This window comes from Bacillota bacterium (assembly GCA_030019365.1).
In the GTDB taxonomy this organism is placed as follows: Bacteria; Bacillota; Sulfobacillia; order JACIYH01; family JACIYH01; genus JACIYH01.
The window spans coordinates 281,597-298,708 of sequence record JASEFA010000001.1 but is presented as its reverse complement, the minus strand read 5'-3'; the positions used below and the strand labels follow the sequence as shown (position 1 = coordinate 298,708).

The 17,112-nt window shown below is 69.3% G+C and carries 15 protein-coding genes; 1 reads left to right on the top strand and 14 read right to left on the bottom strand.

Annotated elements, in window-relative coordinates:
* Window positions 1-41: 41 nt before the first annotated feature.
* From miaA to QME70_01305, 5 genes are all read right to left on the bottom strand, one after another.
* Window positions 42-974, bottom strand: coding sequence for a tRNA (adenosine(37)-N6)-dimethylallyltransferase MiaA (gene miaA / locus QME70_01325; GenBank protein ID MDI6893250.1), 933 nt, complete (start codon window positions 972-974; stop codon window positions 42-44).
* A gap of 5 nt (window positions 975-979) precedes the next feature.
* Window positions 980-2,713, bottom strand: a complete 1,734-nt coding sequence (gene mutL, locus QME70_01320; GenBank protein MDI6893249.1) for a DNA mismatch repair endonuclease MutL — start codon at window positions 2,711-2,713, stop codon at window positions 980-982.
* A gap of 34 nt (window positions 2,714-2,747) precedes the next feature.
* Window positions 2,748-5,393, bottom strand: coding sequence for a DNA mismatch repair protein MutS (mutS, locus tag QME70_01315; protein ID MDI6893248.1), 2,646 nt, complete (start codon window positions 5,391-5,393; stop codon window positions 2,748-2,750).
* Entirely contained in the window at window positions 5,350-6,771 is a 1,422-nt protein-coding gene (gene miaB, locus QME70_01310) for a tRNA (N6-isopentenyl adenosine(37)-C2)-methylthiotransferase MiaB (GenBank protein MDI6893247.1), read from the bottom strand. The genes mutS and miaB overlap by 44 nt, the downstream gene beginning before the upstream one ends.
* Window positions 6,772-6,989: 218 nt before the next feature.
* Entirely contained in the window at window positions 6,990-7,796 is an 807-nt protein-coding gene (locus QME70_01305) for a hypothetical protein (GenBank protein MDI6893246.1), read from the bottom strand.
* A gap of 142 nt (window positions 7,797-7,938) precedes the next feature.
* Between QME70_01305 and QME70_01300 the strand changes: the two genes are divergently transcribed.
* Entirely contained in the window at window positions 7,939-8,169 is a 231-nt protein-coding gene (locus QME70_01300) for a hypothetical protein (GenBank protein MDI6893245.1), read from the top strand.
* On the opposite strand, the gene QME70_01295 is transcribed toward QME70_01300, so the two are convergent.
* The 9 genes from QME70_01295 to QME70_01255 all read right to left on the bottom strand — a co-directional run bounded on the left by QME70_01295 (window position 8,129) and on the right by QME70_01255 (window position 17,109).
* Entirely contained in the window at window positions 8,129-9,619 is a 1,491-nt protein-coding gene (locus QME70_01295; protein MDI6893244.1) for a TldD/PmbA family protein, read from the bottom strand. The genes QME70_01300 and QME70_01295 overlap by 41 nt on opposite strands.
* A gap of 14 nt (window positions 9,620-9,633) precedes the next feature.
* A complete protein-coding gene (locus QME70_01290) occupies window positions 9,634-10,542 on the bottom strand; it encodes a PHP domain-containing protein (GenBank protein ID MDI6893243.1) in 909 nt (302 codons plus the stop codon).
* Entirely contained in the window at window positions 10,539-11,624 is a 1,086-nt protein-coding gene (locus QME70_01285) for a dipeptidase (protein ID MDI6893242.1), read from the bottom strand. The genes QME70_01290 and QME70_01285 overlap by 4 nt, the downstream gene beginning before the upstream one ends.
* A 111-nt stretch (window positions 11,625-11,735) precedes the next feature.
* Window positions 11,736-12,365 carry a 2-oxoacid:acceptor oxidoreductase family protein gene (locus tag QME70_01280; GenBank protein ID MDI6893241.1) on the bottom strand — a complete coding sequence of 210 codons (630 nt, stop codon included), beginning with the start codon at window positions 12,363-12,365 and terminating at the stop codon, window positions 11,736-11,738.
* The gene (locus QME70_01275) at window positions 12,362-13,276 is read right to left on the bottom strand and encodes a thiamine pyrophosphate-dependent enzyme (GenBank protein MDI6893240.1); all 915 of its coding nucleotides are present in this window, start codon (window positions 13,274-13,276) and stop codon (window positions 12,362-12,364) included. Before QME70_01275 ends, QME70_01280 begins: the two co-directional genes overlap by 4 nt.
* Window positions 13,276-14,439 (bottom strand): 2-oxoacid:acceptor oxidoreductase subunit alpha, encoded by a 1,164-nt coding sequence (locus QME70_01270; protein ID MDI6893239.1) that lies wholly within the window; start codon window positions 14,437-14,439, stop codon window positions 13,276-13,278. The genes QME70_01275 and QME70_01270 overlap by 1 nt, the downstream gene beginning before the upstream one ends.
* Window positions 14,440-14,458: 19 nt before the next feature.
* Window positions 14,459-15,655, bottom strand: a complete 1,197-nt coding sequence (locus QME70_01265) for an acyl-CoA dehydrogenase family protein (GenBank protein ID MDI6893238.1) — start codon at window positions 15,653-15,655, stop codon at window positions 14,459-14,461.
* 192 nt (window positions 15,656-15,847) lie between these two features.
* Complete coding sequence (locus tag QME70_01260; GenBank protein MDI6893237.1) at window positions 15,848-16,111, bottom strand: stage V sporulation protein S; 264 nt, start codon at window positions 16,109-16,111, stop codon at window positions 15,848-15,850.
* A gap of 185 nt (window positions 16,112-16,296) precedes the next feature.
* The gene (locus QME70_01255; GenBank protein MDI6893236.1) at window positions 16,297-17,109 is read right to left on the bottom strand and encodes a TIGR00282 family metallophosphoesterase; all 813 of its coding nucleotides are present in this window, start codon (window positions 17,107-17,109) and stop codon (window positions 16,297-16,299) included.
* Window positions 17,110-17,112 lie beyond the last annotated feature (3 nt).

The window sequence follows — 17,112 nt, the reverse complement described above, 5'->3', positions numbered from 1 at the left end:
CCCCTCCCGATTGCTGCGGTCTTCCTGACCTGCCTTTGCTTCTACGGGGGCCAGCGATTTCCTGCCACCAGCTCCATGACGCGCAGGATGGCTTCTTCTTCTTTATCTTCTCCCAGATCTATCCATGTCATCCCCCTTTCCCGCCTCATCCAGGTGAACTGACGGCGGGCGAAGTGGCGGGTGTTGCGGGCAAAGAGCCGCCTGGCCTCCTCCAGGGTCGTCCTCCCGTAAAGGTAATCGACCATCTCCCGGTAGCCAAGGGCCCGCATGCTGGGGATCCCGGGGTGGTAGCCCCGCGCCAGCAGCCTCCTCACCTCCTCCACCAGCCCCGCCTGGAGCATGTCGTCCACCCGGGCATCGATGCGACGGTAAAGGACGGGACGGGGGCGCGTCAGCCCCACCACCAGGGGACGGTACGGGCCGGGTTGCCGGCGGGCGGCGAGCACCGACATCCGCTCCCCCGTGAGGAGACAGACTTCCAGGGCACGTACGATGCGGCGCACGTCCCCGGGGTGGAGACGCCTTGCCGTGTCGGGGTCCAGGCCGGCCAGCCGTGCGTGCAGGGAAGCCACTCCCTCCCTGGTCACCTGCTCATAGAGCCGCTGACGTAGCCCGGGATCACAGGCGGGCGAAGGGAAGTGGTACCCCGCGGTGACCGCGCGGATGTAGAGCATGGTGCCTCCGGCCAGGATGGGGAGATGACCGCGGGCGACCACCTGCGGGACCAGTTCGTCCACCGCACTGCGGAAATCGGCCACGCTCCAGCGCTGGTCCGGGTCCCGGATGTCCACCAGGTGGTGAGGGATCTCGCGCCGCTCCGCAGGGGTCGGCTTGGCGGTACCGATGTCCATGTGACGATACACCTGGGCGGAATCGCCGGAGATAATCTCCCCACCCAGCCGACGGGCCAGTTCCAGGGCGACAGCCGACTTCCCCACCGCCGTGGGGCCGCATATTACCAGCAGCAGGGGCAACCCGGTCATCGCCTTCCGAAGTGGTGTTCCAGTTCGGCCCGGGTGACTTTGAGCACCGTGGGCCTGCCGTGGGGGCACACCCAGGGGTTCTCGCAGCGACCCAGCTGCGCAAGCAAAGCTTCCGCCTCCGCCTGGTGCAGGGTCATGGCCGCTTTCACGGCCGCCCGGCAGGCCGCGGTCGCCCGGCGCAGGTGCTCCTGAACCTCCCCCCGCCCGGGCTCGTCCAGTGCCTCCAGCAGATCCCGCAGTGCTCTCTCCTCGTGACCCGCTGCCCAGGCGGGAATGGCGCGCAGGGCCACCGCGTCCCCTTCCCACTCTTCTACCTCGAAGCCCGCCCGGCCGATCTCCTCCCGGAAGGCGCGCAGCACTTCCCTTTCCCGGAGGTCGGTCCTGACCACCAGGGGCACCAGGAGCAACTGGCTCCGCTGGGGGAACTCCATCGTTTCGTAGAACACCCTCTCGTGGGCGGCGTGCTGGTCCACCACGTATACCCCCTCGGGCCCTTCTGCCAGAACGTAGGTGCCCATAGCCTGTCCGATCACACGCATCCCGGAGAGATCCGCTTCCCACACCGGCCCGGCCTGCGCCACCAGGTCACCTGCGCCCTGCTGGCGCCCGCTCCCGGCTGCCGCCTCATCATCCGGACCTGGCCCCGCCCCCACGGACGGGGAGACTGCAGCATCACCCAGCAGCGGGCGGGACATGTCGGCGGAGGCCAGGGCCCGGGTAGCGGCGCGCACCAGGAGGGACCTTACCGCATCCTCCCGAGCCAGGCGTACTTCCACCTTGGCGGGGTGAACGTTGGCATCCACCTCACCCGGGTCCACAGCCAGGAACAGGATGATGAAGGGGTGGCGGTCAGGCGGCAGGAGGGGTCCGAATGCCGACTCCACCGCTGCCACCAGCGCAGGGGCGCGCACCGGCCTGCCATTCACGTACAGCAACTGGGCCCACCGCCGGCTGCGGAAGGTGGCCGGGCCTCCCACGTATCCGGCCACGGATGGTGACCCGGGCCGGTCTCCTCCCCGGCCGGCCGGCTCTCCGGGGTGCCCGTCGGAGTCGCCCGCGCCCGCCAGCGGAATCAGCGCGCGGGCCGTCTCCGGACCGTACAGGGCCACCAGGGTGTCCAGGAGCCGACCGTCCCCCGGGGTGCTGAGGACCAGCCGCCCGTCCATCTCGAGGCGGAAGGCGGTGCCCGGGTAGCCCGCGCCCAGCCGCATCACCACGTCCACGCAGCGCAGGCCCTCCCGGTGGGGATCGGCCAGGAACTTCCGCCGGGCGGGCACTTCCGCCAGCACGTCCCGCACGGTCACCCGCGTGCCCGCCCGGGCGGCGGCCTCCTCCACCTGCACCACCTCGCCCCCTTCCACCACCACCCTGGTGCCCCAGGGAGCGCCCGGAGGGCAGGTGACGAGCTCCACCCGGGCCACGGCGGCAATGCTGGGCAAGGCCTCACCCCGGAATCCCAGGGTGACCACCCGGGGCAGGTCTTCCGCAGAGGCGAGCTTACTGGTGCTGTGGCGGGCAAAGGCCAGGGGAGCGTCTTCCGGCATCATGCCGCAGCCGTCGTCCGTGACCTGGATGAGATCGAACCCGCCCCGGCGACAGGTGATCACGATGCGCCGGGCGCCGGCATCGATGCTGTTCTCCACCAGCTCCTTGACCACGGAGGCCGGCCTTTCCACCACCTCGCCGGCCGCTATCCTGGCCACGGTGCCCGCATCCAGCTGCCTGATCACCCCACCGCCATCACTCCCATCTACCCGCCCCCTGTCATCCGGTCCCGTGGCCGATCTCGCGGCGCGCTCGCTCGCTCAGTTCATGCAGCCGGGCAATGGCCTCGATAGGAGTCATGCGCAGGGGGTCCAGCTCGGCCAGTTCCCGCACCAGCGGACTGGCAGGCGGGGACAGGAAGGTGAGTTGCAAGGGTGCCTGCTCGCGCACCCGACCCGCCATCCCGGGGTCCGCCCGGTCGGGGCTCGTGGCAGCGGCCTCCAGGGCCGCCCGGTGGGGATGACTCCCCCCGGCCTCCAGCCGGGCCAGGATGTCCCCAGCCCGCTCCACCACCGCCTCGGGCAGCCCCGCCAGCTTGGCCACCTCCACCCCGTAAGAGGCATCGGCGCCGCCGGGTACCACCCGGCGCAGGAAGATGATGTCCCGCCCCCGCCTGCGCACCGCCACCGAACAGTTGGCTGCGGCAGGAAGCCGTTCTCCCAGGGCGATCAGTTCCCGGTAGTGGGTGGCGAGCAGGGTATGGCACCCCACCCGGTCGTGCAGGTGCTCGGCCACCGCCCAGGCGATGCTCATGCCGTCGAAGGTACCCGTACCCCGGCCGATCTCGTCCAGGATCACCAGGCTGCGGGCGGTGGCGTGGCGCAGGGCGCGGGCCACTTCGCTCATCTCCACCATGAAGGTGCTCTGCCCGGAAGCGATGTCGTCGTATGCTCCCACGCGCACGAAGAGCCGGTCCACCACCCCCACCCTGGCCCGCCGGGCGGGCACGAAGCTACCCATCTGGGCCATGACGACCACCAGGGCCACCTGGCGCATGTAGGTGGATTTCCCCGCCATGTTGGGTCCCGTGATCACCAGCAGGCGGCAACCCGCATCCAGGGCCACGCTGTTGGGCACGAATTCGCCTTCGCCCATCATCCTCTCCAGGACGGGGTGGCGCCCGTCCTCGATCCAGATGGCGTCGCCGTCGTCCACCAGGGGGCGGACGTAGCCGTGGCGCACGGCCACCTCGGCCAGCGCGGCCAGGGCATCCAGGTCGGCCAGGGCGGAGAAGGCGCCGGCCAGGGTATCGCGGTGATCGACCACCCTCTCCCGTAGCCCGGAGAAGAGATCGCACTCCACCCGCTCCAGCTTCTCCTGGGCACCCAGGATGGTGCTCTCCAGCTCCTTCAGCCGGCCGGTGAAGAACCGCTCCGCCCCCGCCAGGGTCTGCTGCCGCGTCCAATCGGCCGGCACCAGGGAGAGATTGGCCCGGGTAACCTCAAAGTAGTAGCCAAACACCTGGTTGTAGCCTATCTTGAGGGATTTGATGCCCGTGCGTTCCCGCTCCTCGGCCTCCAGCCGGGCCAGCCAGGTGCGCCCTTCCCGCGCCGCCTGGCGCAGTCCATCCACTTCCGGGGAAAACCCCTCCCGAATGATGCCCCCCTCGTGGGGCGACACCGGGGGGTCATCCCCCAGGGCGCGGTTGAGGAGATCAACCAGTTCCGCGGGAGCGTCCAGGCGCCCGCCCAGTCGCCCCACCAGGTTGGAAGTGGCGCGGGATACCACTTCCCGCACGCGGGGCAGGATGCCCAGGGTCCGGCGGACATGCCCCAGTTCCCGAGGTGTCAGGGCACCCGTGGCTGCGCGGGCCAGCAGCCGTTCCCCGTCGCAGGTGTGCCTGAGCAGGTCCCGGAGCTCTTCCCGCAGGAGAGCATCGCCGGCCATCTCCTCCACTGCGTCGAGCCGCTCTTCGATGCGGGCCGGCTCGGTGAGAGGACGCTCCAGCCAGGAGCGCAGCCGTCGCCCCGCCGCCGGGGTGACGGTCTGATCCAGCACCCAGCACAGGGTGCCCTCCGTCCTGCCATCGGGCCAGCGGTGGAACAGCTCCAGGTTACGCCGCGCGGTGGGGTCGATCACCAGATGCTCGCCCACCTGATATGCCACCAACTCGCGCACGTGGGCACACGTTCCCTGGGTTTCCCCCAGGTACTTGAGAACGGCCCCCGCCGCGCCCACGGCGGCAGCTTGCCCTTCGCAGCCGTAGCCGCCCAGGGACGCCACCTGGAAGTGGGATAGCAGGCGGCTGCGCGCCTCCTCGGGGGCGAACTCCGGCTCGTCGCGGGGGGTGAGGATGCCTCCCGCCTCTCGCATCACCTGCCCTATGCCCGGGTCGGCCGCCAGGGAAGCGGGCACCAGACACTCGGCGGGAGCCAGCCGGGCCAGTTCCTCCAGGGCCAGGCGGGCCGCGTCCGGCCCCTCCAGCTGGGTGACGCGGAACTCGCCGGTGGAGGCATCGGCACTGGCCAGCCCCCAGGCCCGGCGGTGGACGCACAGGCCTGCCAGCCAGCGGTGACCCCTGTCCTCCAGCAGGCGGCCCTCGCTCACCGTGCCCGGCGTGACCGTACGCACCACTTCCCGGCGCACCAGGCCCCGTGCCTTGCCGGCGTCCTCCACCTGCTCACAGATGGCCACCCGGTGGCCGCGCTCCACCAGCCGGGATATGTACCCTTCCGCGGCGCGGTAGGGGATGCCCGCCATGGGGGCCCGGTTCCCCTTCCCCATCTCGCGGGAGGTGAGGGTGATGCCCAACTCGCGGGCCATCACCTCGGCGTCCTCATAGAACCCCTCGTAGAAGTCACCCAGGCGAAAGAGCAGGATGCTATCCCGGTGTTTCTCCTTGAGAGCCCGGTACTGCCTCAGCACCGGCGTCAACGCGCACCTCACCACCCACCGCCCGGCCGTGCAGGGTCCAGGTGAGAGCCTTCTCCACCCTCACCACCACCATCTTCGCCGCCCACCCGGCCGGTCCCGGGAATACGGTCACCTTACCCGTGCGGGTGCGCCCGGTGAGATACCCGGGGTCCCGCTCGGAAACGCCCTCTACCAGCACGTCCACGTCGCTTCCCACGAGCTCCCGGTTCTTTTCCAGGGAAATACTGTTCTGGAGACGATTGAGTTCGGCCAGCCGCCTCTTCTTCTCGACCACCGGCAGCTGGCCGGGCAGGGAAGCGGCCGGGGTTCCCCGGCGGGGCGAGAACATGAAGGTGAAAGCGGCGTCGAACTGTGCCTTCCTCACCAGGTCCAGGGTGTCGGCGAACTCCCCGTCAGTCTCGCCGGGGAAACCCACGATCATGTCCGTGGTCACGCTGCAACCGGGCACACGGGCGCGGATGCGACGGAGCAGGTCCAGGTACTGGTCGCGGGTGTAGCCCCGGTTCATGAGGGCGAGGATGCGGTCGGAACCCGCCTGCACGGGCAGGTGGAAGTGCTCGCACACGCTGGGGCACTCCGCCACCGCCTCGATCATGGCATCGGTGAAGTCGCGGGGGTGCGAGGTGGTGTAGCGCAGCCGGTCCAGGTCCGGTATCCGATCCAGCCGTCGCAGCAACTCCGCGAAGTCCGGCCCGCCGGGCAGGTCGCGTCCGTAATCGTTGACGTTCTGCCCCAGGAGGAACACCTCCCGATAGCCGTCGCGCACCGCGTCTTCTGCCTCCCTCAGCACCTCCTCGGCGGCCCGGCTGCGCTGGCGTCCCCGCACGTAGGGCACGATGCAGTAGCTGCAGTAGTTGTCGCACCCATACATGATGGTGATCCAGGCTCGCACGCCCGCTCCCCGCCGCACGGGCAGGGGCGGGGGAAGGCTGCCGTCCTCCTGCCATACCTCGGCCACCGTGTTCCCCGGCCGCACCAGGCCCAGCAGTTCCGGCAAGCGGTACAGGTTGTGGGTCCCGAAGATGAGGTCCAGGTGGGGTGCCCGCCGGCGCGCCTCCTCCACCACACCCGACTGCTGGGTCATACAGCCGCCCAGGGCCAGCACCACCCCGGGCCGCCGCTGCTTGAGCCGGGCCAGTTCCCCCACCCGGCCCCAGGCCCGGTCCTCGGCCGTGCGCCGCACGCAGCAGGTGAGAATCACCACCACATCGGCGTCGTCCACCGAGGTGGCCGGCTCATACCCCAGGCCCTCCAGCATGCCGGCCACGTTCTCGGCGTCGTGCACGTTCATCTGGCAGCCGTAAGCTTCCACGTAATAGCGCCGCAGCTCCCGCTCACCCTCTTCGCCCCTATTCCGGTTCGCCCCCAAATGTAGCAGAGTGACCCCCCGGGAGCAAGCCACTCCCCGGCGGTTCCAGCGCACTCGTCCCGCCACTTGCCCTGGCACTTACCCAGCTACCTGGGAGTCCCCACACCCACAAGCCGCGAACGGCTCAAGCCGGCAGCTTACAATATAGCGCCCCGACAGGGTTTGTGCGTATGCAACGTACCGTCCGGCACGGGTTCGACGAAAGACAGGTGCCAGCGTCACTGGCCGAACAGGCGGGCCCAAATCCCCCGGCGCTTGCGGTCACGACGGGTGCCCCGGGCCACGAGTTCGTAACGCAACTGCTGGATTTCCTGCTGGGTGCGCAGGAGGGCCACGAGCAGGCGATCCCGGTCCTCCACCCGCTTTTGCTCGCTGCGGGCCAGCTGCTCGCTGAGTTGCTCAACTTTCTCGATGAGGAGAAGGTCACGGGCGGTGGCTCGGTCCACGTAGCGGACCAGGTGCCCGGAACCACCCGGGCCCTGGTAGCCCGGCACCACCGCCAATCCCACCGCCGCTTCGGCCAGGGCCCGCAGGCGGTCCCGGATTTCCTCCCGAGACATGCCCGCATTCCTGAGAGTCACCGCTTCCCTGAGCAGGCGAAAGGACCATTCCGAAAGCCGCCGCTTGCCGGCTGGTGCTTCCTCTTGAGCGGCCCCCGCCACCCCCAGGACATCCCCGTAGTCGGCCAGGAGTCCCCGCAACGTGTAGGGAGAGAGATTGAGGAGGGAACAGACTTCGGCAAAGGTGTAACTCCCCGCCCCCGCCCGCGGCACCGCGGCAGCCTGCCCCCGCTCCGGAGACTCCGCCGAAACCTGCCCCTGATCCAACGGGTGCGCCGGAGCCGGCATCCCATCCGGCGGTTCTGCGGAAGCCCGCGCCTGGCCTGACGGTCCGGTCACGACGGGGGCAGGTCCAGGAGCACCCGGCCCGGGCGCGGCAGTACCCGCAGGCACGTCCCCGCGTTCGCGGCGGTCGAGGAGCTCGGCCAGCTTTTCCAGATCTTCTTCCTCGTGTTCAGAAGACAAGCACGGTGCCCCTTTCCCGCCCTTTGGTTCTTTCTGTATGGAGCGATTTCCTGCCGGAAGAACCGGGCCCGCAGCCGCGGGGTGTCCGGCCCGTAAATAGGGCAGGGCACCCCCCTGCATAATAGGGCCGGAGGGTCGTCTCATGCTGCAACCCCGCCACCGGCAGGGGGACGAGCCGGGCTGGTTCGACTGGTGGGCGACGCTATACTACGATGAGAACTTCGGCCAGCCGCGGCGCTGCCCGGGCAGGCGTCTCCTCACGGCATGGGACTGCGACGTCGCGGCAGCCCTGGATGACGACGCCGCCACCTGGGACGATGACTATCCTCCCATCAGGTGGTCGGGGTGGAGCGGGTTCCCACTCCTACTCTGACCCGGTGGAAACGAGCGGGTGCGGCTCCGTGGCCCACGCTGACCACCTGGCCGGGTTGACCTTTGCCGCAGTTGGGGGTACCCCACATGCGCCAGTGGTCCTGGTCGCCCACGGCATCACAGCTTCCCCAGAACTCGGGGGTTATGCCCGTGTAGGTGGGGTTCTTGAGCATGCGGACACGGGAGCCGTCCCGGATCTCCCAGGCCGCCTCGCATCCGAACTGGAAGTTCAGGCGCCGATCGTCGATGGACCAGGACCGGTTGATCTCCATGTAGATCCCCTGGGGCGTGTCGCGGACCATCTCGTCCAGAGTCCAGTCACCCGGTTCCAGGTTTATGTTGGTCATGCGGATGAGGGGAATGCGGTTCCAGCCGTCCCCGCGCATGGCCCCGTTGGACCTCTCTCCCACCCGCGGCGCCGTCTCCCGGGAGGTGAGAAAGCCGGTGAACATGCCCCCGTCCACCAGGCCAACGCGCTGCGCGGGAACCCCCTCGTCGTCCCATCCGAATGTGCCCAGACCCCCGGGGACGGTGGCGTCGGCCACGATGTTCACCTCGGGCGAGCCGTAGCGGTAGCGGCCCCGCAGCCCCGGCTCCAGGAAGCTGGTGCCCGCATATGCCGCTTCCTGACCCAGCACCCGGTCCAGTTCCACGGGGTGGCCGCAGGACTCGTGCAGCTGCAGGGCCATCTGGCGGCCGTCCAGGATAAGCGTGGTCATTCCCTCCGGGCAGGAAGGCGCATCCAGCAACTGCCCGGCTTCCCGCCCTACCCGTTCCGCGTGCTCGCGCAGGCGCATGCGCTCCACCGCTTCCCACCCGGCTGCCTCCCAGTGGCCGCGGTGGGCATTCGGATGGCTGCGGAACTGGACCTCCCCGTTTCTGGCGGCAGTGGCCTGCATGCCCGCGCCCGTGCTCACCAGTTCCTGTTCCGCCAGCGTGCCCTCGCTGGTGGCCAGCACCTTTCTCTCCCGCCGTGCCCCCACCATGGCCTCCGTGACCCGCACGGCACCGCCGACGGCCCGCATGAGCCGGTCTGCGTCCTCCAGGAGAGCGAGCTTCTCCTCCAGCGGCACCGCAAAAGGGTCCCTCTTCACCGGGGTGGCGTAGAAACCGTGCTGCGGTTCCTGGGGCGCCAGCTGCACCGCAGGCCCGCCCGCGCTACGGCTGGCCCGGGCGATGGCCACTGCCTCCCGGGCAGTCCTGGCCAGATCCTCGCTCGTGGCCGAAGCTGTGGCGGCAAAGCCCCAGCTTCCCTCCACCAGCACCCGGATACCGTAGCCTTCGCTACGCGGCCGGCTCACCCCCAGCAGGCGGCCGTTGCGCCACCTGATCTCCTCCTGCTCGCGCCGCACCCAGCGGACGTCGGCGTAGCTGCACCCCTGAGCGCGACACGCCTCCAGCACGGTTTCGAGACGCGGGCCGATGGCGGCCGTCATGGGCCCTATCTTCACCGCACTCACCCCCATCAGGGAACCCGGGCCAGCCGGGCCAGGTCCGCCACCACGCGCGCCGGCACTGTCACCTGGCCCAATCTGGCCGGATAGTCCGGACCGCCGTGGAAGTCGGAGCCTCCCGTCGCCATCAATCCCAGCCTGCGGGCCATCGCCCTGTACCTGGCCACCGCTTCCGGTCCGTGCTCCGGGTAGTACACCTCGATCCCCGCCAGGCCACAGGCCACCAGGTCCGGGATGAAGCTGTCGTCGCGCAACAAACCCGGATGGGCCAGCACGCCCGCACCGCCCGCCTCCCGGATCACCCCCACGGCCGCCTCCGGGGAGATGTGCTCCCGCGGCACATATCCGGGACGTCCCCGTTCCAGGAAACGCTCAAAAGCCTCTTTCACCGAAGTCGCGTATCCCGCCTCTACCAGGGCGCGGGCCATGTGGGGGCGACCGAGGGCACCCCCTGCGGCCAACTCCCTCACCCGCTGGAGGGAAACCGGCATTCCCAACCGGGCCACCCTCTCTGCCATGCGTTCCATCCGCCGCTCCCTGCTACCCTGCAACCGGAGCAGTGTCGCGCGCAGGCCCCGGTGGTCGACGTCTACGAAGTACCCGAGCACGTGCACTTCTTCGCTGCCCCGCTCGGCCCCCACCTCCACCCCGGGTACCACGGTGATCCCCGCCCGCGCACCTTCTGCCACCCCCTCGGCGACTCCCGCCACCGTGTCGTGGTCGGTGATAGCCACCCCGGCCAAGCCCAGCCGGGCCGCCTCCCGGACCACGCGGGCAGGATCCCAGGTGCCGTCGGAAGCGGTGGTGTGCACGTGGAGGTCGAACCGTCCCTCCCCCGGCCCGGCTCCCATATCGGCCCCGCCGACACCGGCAGCCCTGCGTCCCTCTTCGGTCCCCCGGTCCACGGCGATCGCACTCACGGCCCCGGGTCCCGCCCTCCTGCCGGAGCTGCTACCTCACCGGTCGCCGGCGCTCGTCCCGTCGCTGGCGCGGTCTCCTGGTCCGTTGCTGGCGCCGTCCCCTGGTCCATCACCTGCTCCAGCACGCGCAGGAAGTTCTCTCCCAGGATCTTCCTGACATCGTCCTCGCTGAAGCCCCTTTCCAGCATGCCGCGGGTGAGTACGGGAAGGCGGGATACGTCCTCCACACCCGTCGGCGCGGCGCCGATGCCATCGTAATCAGAGCCCAGCCCCACGTGGGCGGGCCCCACCAGGGAGATCACGTGCTCGATGTGCCGCAACACGTCCTCCCAGGTCGCCCGCCCGTCCTCCCTCAGGAAGTTGGGGGCAAAGTTGATGCCCACCACCCCACCCGCCCGGGCCAGAGCCCTGATCTGATCATCGGTGAGGTTCCGGCGGTGGTCGCACAGGGCCCGGCAGCAGGAATGAGACGCCACAAAGGGAGCCCGGCACGTTGCCGCCACGTGCCAGAACCCCGCTTCGGAGAGGTGGGAGACGTCCACCATCATCCCCAGTCTGTTCATTTCTTCAACAACCTGCACTCCGAAAGTGGACAGGCCTCCCCCGGTGCGTTCTTCCGCCACCCCGTCCGCGATGAGGTTGCGCTGGTTCCAGGTGAGGGTGATCAGCCGCACCCCCAGGCGGTAAAGGGTGCGCAGGTACGAGAGGTCGTCCCCGACCCCCTCTCCGCCCTCGATGGCCAGCATCGCCCCCAGCCGGCCTTCCCCTCTGACCCGCGCGATGTCCCCGGCGGTCCTGATCAGGAAAAGCTCCGGGCACGCCTCGAGTTGCTGATGGAAGAAATCAACCAGTTGCAGGGCTCGCTCCAGCCCGCGATCGGGCTTGTACTGGGGTTCGATGTAGCAGGCAAACACCTGGATATCCACGCCGCCCTCCCTCATGCGGGGTAGGTCCAGGTGACCCTCGGTCCGGCGCTGGGCCAGGCTGGCTCGCGTCTCCCACAGCCGCAGCAGCGTGTCGCAATGACCGTCCACCACCAGGCACTCATGATGGAGCTTTTCCGCCTCTGTCGTCCTCCTCACTCCTTTCGCTCCGTCCCCGGGGCCGAGGGGTGGGCATTCCGTCGACCCAATGCCATCCCCGACCACCGGACGTCGTCCCCGCCTGCCCGATATCATGGCCCACCGGCGAGGTCAGGCGCCCTGGTGGCCGGTTGCCAGATGGTACCCGGCGCGCACGGCCCGGCAGTTGGTCTCCCCCCGGCCGGCGCCGAAACGGTGGCGGAGCACCTCCTCCAGAAACGCGGGTGGAAACATGCCGGTGGCACCCAGCACGGCGCCCAGGGCCACCATGTTGATCGTCCTCGGCCCGCCCGCCTGCCCGGCTGCCTGCTCAAGCGGCAGGGCCATCTCGCGGCACCGGGGTGTGGCTCCCCCCGGCCCTCCGTCAGCGCTCGCGGCAACGCCGCTCAGGCCCGCCTCCCTGATGAGAATGGCGCCGGGCCGGCACATGGCCAGCAGGCGCGCGTAGGCGTCTCCGGACAGGGCCACCATCAGGTCGGGGTGGCGCACGCGGGGGTAGGCGATCTCCCGGTCGGCGGGCGCCACGACCACGTCCGATCGCGTGAAACCGCCTCGGGTGGCTATCCCGTACGCGGAGGTGTGAGTGGCGTTCAGACCCGCCCGTACCGCCGCCTCCCCCAGCAGGGCACCGGCCAGCACTACCCCCTGCCCGCCCTCACCCCCTATGATCACCTGCCACTCCCGCCCCGTTCCGCCGGCAGGCGGTGCCGTCGTCACCGGGTCGGCCCCATTTCCCCTCATCTCTCGCTCACCTCACGGGCCCCGGTCCCGCGGGCGGCCTGTTGCACCGCCCAGTACCTCTCTTCGAAGGGAATGCCGGCCCGGTCCTGGAACACACCGACGGCCACCCTTCCCCGCTGTTCGCCTTCCGGCAACTGGCGGAACCTCTCCAGGGGGACGGCCACCTGGCGCCAGTGCTCCATCATCTCCACCGGGCCGCCCAGGCGGTTGTAGCGACCGAAGTACACCGGGCAGGAGGACATCACTTCCACCAGGGAAAACCCCGGGTGGGTGAGGGCGGCCTCCAGGTAGCGGTCCAGAAGGTGGACGTGGTAGACAGTGGTCCGCGCCACGTACATGGCTCCCGCCGCCGCCGCCACCCGGCAGAGGTCAAACCCCTCTTCGGCATGACCCAGGGGAGAGGTGGAGGTGGTGCTGCCCGCGGGTGTGGTACCGGAGTACTGGCCTCCCGTCATCCCGTAGTTGAGGTTGTTGGCCACCACGGCGGTGATGGTCAGGTTGCGCCGGCAGGCATGGAGGAAGTGATTTCCCCCTATGGTGGCACAGTCCCCGTCCCCCATGAGAGCGACCACCCGCAGGGCGGGATTGACGGCCTTGATCCCGGTGGCGATGGCCAGGGCCCGGCCGTGGGTGCCATGCACGGCATTCACGTCCAGATAGTCGTCCGCCCGCCCGAAACAGCCGATCCCGGTGACCACCACGGTCTCGGTCCGGTCCAGGCCCAGCCGGGCGAAAGCCCGCGCCACCGCCGCGAGAATCACCCCGTTGCCGCATCCCGGGCACCAGAAGTGAGGCAGGTTGCGGGCCACCAGGTAGGAACGAGCCTCCCCCGGGCGGGTATCCTCCGCGGGGCGGGTATCCTCCGGGGGTGTATCCGCGGCGGGATCCGCCGGGCGGATCCCTTCCCTCATCACCTTGCCGTCCCTCCCTCCAGCCCGGCCAGCACTTCCTCCGGAGTGAGCATCTCCCCGTCGTAGCGGTGGATACCCACCACTTCCCCGCGCAGGATGCGCTCCACCTCCAGAGCCAGCTGGCCGTGGCTCATCTCCGCCACCAACACCCGGCCGGCCTCTGCCGCCGCCCGGCGCAGGGCGGCCGCCGGGAAAGGCCATACCACGAGGGGCACGAAGAGCCCGGCCGGCACGCCGGCAGCGCGGGCCTCGTCCACCGCCGCCCGGGCCGCCCGGGCCGCCGCCCCGTACGCCACCACCAGGTAACGGGCGCCACCACAGTGGTAGGTACGGTAGAGTTCCAGGTCGCCGGCGTGACGGGTGATCTTCTCGTGCAGGCGGGCGATCACCCGGGCTGCGTTCTCGGGGCGCGAGTTGGGGAACCCCGTTTCGTCGTGCATGGAGCTGGATACGTGAAACACATAGCGGGAACCGAAGCGAGCCAGGGGTGCCACCCCGTCCGGCCCGGGGCCGAAAGGCAGGTACTCTTCCGGAGGGCAGTCCGGTTCCGGCCGTCCCCCCACTCCGGGCCCCTGCCCGCCGGCTGCCCCGCCGTCGCCCCGCCCGGCCCCGGGTTCGGGCACCACCACCCGCTCCCGGGCGTGGGCGATGACCTCGTCCCCGAGGAGGATCACGGGGTGGCGCAGCAGATCGGCCAGGTGGAAGGCCCGTACGGTCAGGTCGTAGCAATCCTGCACCGTGGCAGGGGCCAGGGCCACCGCCGGGTGATCACCGTGAGTTCCCCAGCGGGCCTGCATGAGGTCGGCCTGGGCGGGCCGGGTGGCCAGCCCGGTGGAAGGTCCGCTGCGCTGGATGTCCACTACCACGCAGGGGATCTCCAGGGCGATGGCCAGGCCCAGGTTCTCCTGCATGAGGGAGAAACCGGGGCCGCTGGTGGCCGTAAACGCCCGCGCCCCGGCCAGGGAAGCCCCCACCAGGGCCGCCATGCTGCCGATCTCGTCTTCCATCTGCAGGTACACGCCCCCCACGGCGGGGAGGCGAAGAGAGGCCAGTTCCGCGATCTCCGAAGAGGGTGTGATGGGATAACCGGCAAAAAGCCGGGCGCCGGCAGCCAGCGCCCCCTCCAGGATAGCCTCGTTACCCTGCCAGAACTCTATCCTCACCGCCAGGGCCCGATCCCCCCTATCCTTCGTACGGCCAGCCCGGCAGCTCGCAGCGCAGCGGCCGGTCCTGCCGGTAGCCCAGGGCATACTCGCCCACCATGATCTCCAGGATCTCGCGGGTCCCCTCGTATATCACCGCGCCCTTGCTGTTGCGCAGGAACCGCTCCACCGGATACTCGTCCGAATAGCCGTAGGCACCGTGGATCTGCACCGCGTCGGAAGCGGCATCAAAGGAAGCACAGGTGGCGTACCACTTGGCCAGCGCGGTCTCGCGGGTGTTGCGCATACCCTGGTTCTTCATCCAGCCCGCCCGCCATACCAGCAGCCTGGCGGCCTCGTAGTCGCGCACCATGTGGCCGATCATGCGCTGCACCAGCTGGTGCTTGCCCAGGGGCACCCCGAAGGTCTTGCGTTCTTTGCCGTACTTCACGGAAGCCTCAATTGAGGCCGCGATGAGTCCGGTGGCGCCAGCAGCGACCGTGTAGCGGCCGTTATCCAGGCAGGACATGGCGATCTTGAACCCCTCGCCCTCCTGCCCGAGCAGGTTCTCTTTCGGCACGAACACGTCCTGGCACACGAAGGAGCCGGTGTTCCCCGCCCGGATGCCCATCTTGCCGTGGATGGGCTGCGAAGAAAACCCCGGCATGCCGCGCTCGACGATGAAACCGGAAATCCCCCGGTGACCCGCCTCGGGGGGCTCGGTGCGAGCGAAGAACAGGAACACGTCGGCCACGTCGGCCAGCGAAATCCAGGTCTTCTCGCCGTTCAGGATGTACCCATCCGCCGTGCGGGTGGCGGTGGCCTCCAGGGCGGCCGCGTCGGTGCCCGCGTTGGGCTCGGTGAGCCCGTAAGCGCCGATCAGCTCACCCGTGGACAGGCGGGTGAGATACTTCTGCTTCTGTTCTTCCGTGCCCCACTGCAGGATGCCCAGGCCGCACAGGCCCACATGCACCGACATCACCACCCGCAGGGAGGTGTCGATCCGTTCCAGCTCCTCGCAGGCGATGGCCAGGCTGACGTAGTCCATGCCTCCGCCCCCGTACTTTTCGGGGAAGACCAGCCCCAGGATACCCAGATCGCCCATGCGCTTGATGAGGCCCACGTCCCACTGACCCTGCTGGTCCAGCTCCTTGATGCGTGGTGCGGCTTCTTTCTCTGCGAACTGGCGCACCATCTCCCTGACCATGCGGTGCTCATCGGTCAGTGCAAAATCCACCGATACACCCCTCCTTCGTGCGTACCCTGACGGAGGGTATTTCTTCCCGGGCCGCACGAATACCTGCCACCCCCGTCCCGGGGACCGGCCCGGCAATCCAGGGGCCCGTGCCGCCACGCCGGTGCGCATCAAAAGCAAAGCCCGCCGGTAGGCGGGCCAGCATGCCGGTCCTCGAAGGTGCCGGATGCATCCTCAACGAGGCTCGACGATGAACTTGATGGCCGTCCTCTCCTCCCCGTTGATGTTCACGTCGGTGAACGCGGGGATGCAGATGAGATCGATCCCGCCCGGCGCCACGAACCCCCGGGCAATCGCCACTGCCTTCACCGCCTGGTTGATGGCACCCGCCCCGATGGCCTGTACCTCTGCCGACCCCTTCTCCCTGATTACTCCCGCCAGTGCTCCCGCCACCGCATTGGGGCTCGACCGCGACGATACTTTCAAGACCTCTGCCACGTCCCTTACCTCCCCGCAGAGTGTTTTGGGCTTGGCTCTGGACGTTATCTTACCATATGTGACCTGTCTTGGCAATAGAAAAACAATTGTGCCGAAATCCCGCTGCGGCGGCCATGGGCGTTTGGCGCCCGACCCCCGGCCGCCCCGCCCGCTGGCCCGGGGCGTCGGGGGCTGGCCCCCGCCGCTCATGAATCATCGGCGTCCGCAGTGGAGCTGCCTTCGCGCCACCAGATGCGACGGATTGACCGGGCGCGACCGGACCCTTCGTCCACGTCGACGCACACGGCATTGAACTGACGCGGTCCCCGGGCCACGTCGAAGCGGCTGGGTAGCTGGTCCAGAAAACGCTGTACGATGGTCTCAGTGCGCATGCCGATCACCGACTGCCAGGGGCCGGTCATCCCCGCATCGGTGATGTATGCCGTCCCGCCCGGCAGTACCACCTCGTCCGCCGTCTGCACGTGGGTGTGGGTACCGATGACGGCGCTCACCCGGCCATCCAGGAACCACCCCATGGCCACCTTCTCGGAAGTGGCCTCCGCGTGGAAGTCCACCAGGATCACCGGGGTGTGCGCCCGCAGGCCCTCCGCCTCGCGGGCCAGGCTACGGAAAGGGCAGTCGAGCAGAACGGGGGCGAAAACCCTCCCCATGGCACACACCACCGCCACCGGGATGCCTGACCGGCCCTGCAGCACCAGGGATCCCCGGCCGGGCGGGTCACCCGGCCAGTTGAGGGGGCGGAGGAGACGCTCTTCCCTGTCCAGGAAGGGCATCACCTCTTTCTTGTCCCAGAGGTGGTTGCCGCTGGTGAGCACGTCCACCCCCATGGCAAACAGTTCCGCCGCCACCTCGGGGGTGACGCCCAGCCCGCCGGCCGCGTTTTCTCCGTTCACCACCACCAGATCCAGTTGCTCCTTCTCCAGGTAAGATGGAAGAAGCTGGGCCAGCAACTGCCGGCCCGGCTTCCCCACCACGTCCCCCACGAACAGTATCTGCACCCG

Coding starts and splice junctions, on each gene's coding strand:
- QME70_01300 (MDI6893245.1), top strand. CDS start 7,939: ATGCTGCAACCCCGCCACCGGCAGGGGGACGAGCCGGGCTGGTTCGAC.
- QME70_01280 (MDI6893241.1), bottom strand. CDS start 12,365: ATGAGGGGAAATGGGGCCGACCCGGTGACGACGGCACCGCCTGCCGGC.
- QME70_01275 (MDI6893240.1), bottom strand. CDS start 13,276: ATGAGGGAAGGGATCCGCCCGGCGGATCCCGCCGCGGATACACCCCCG.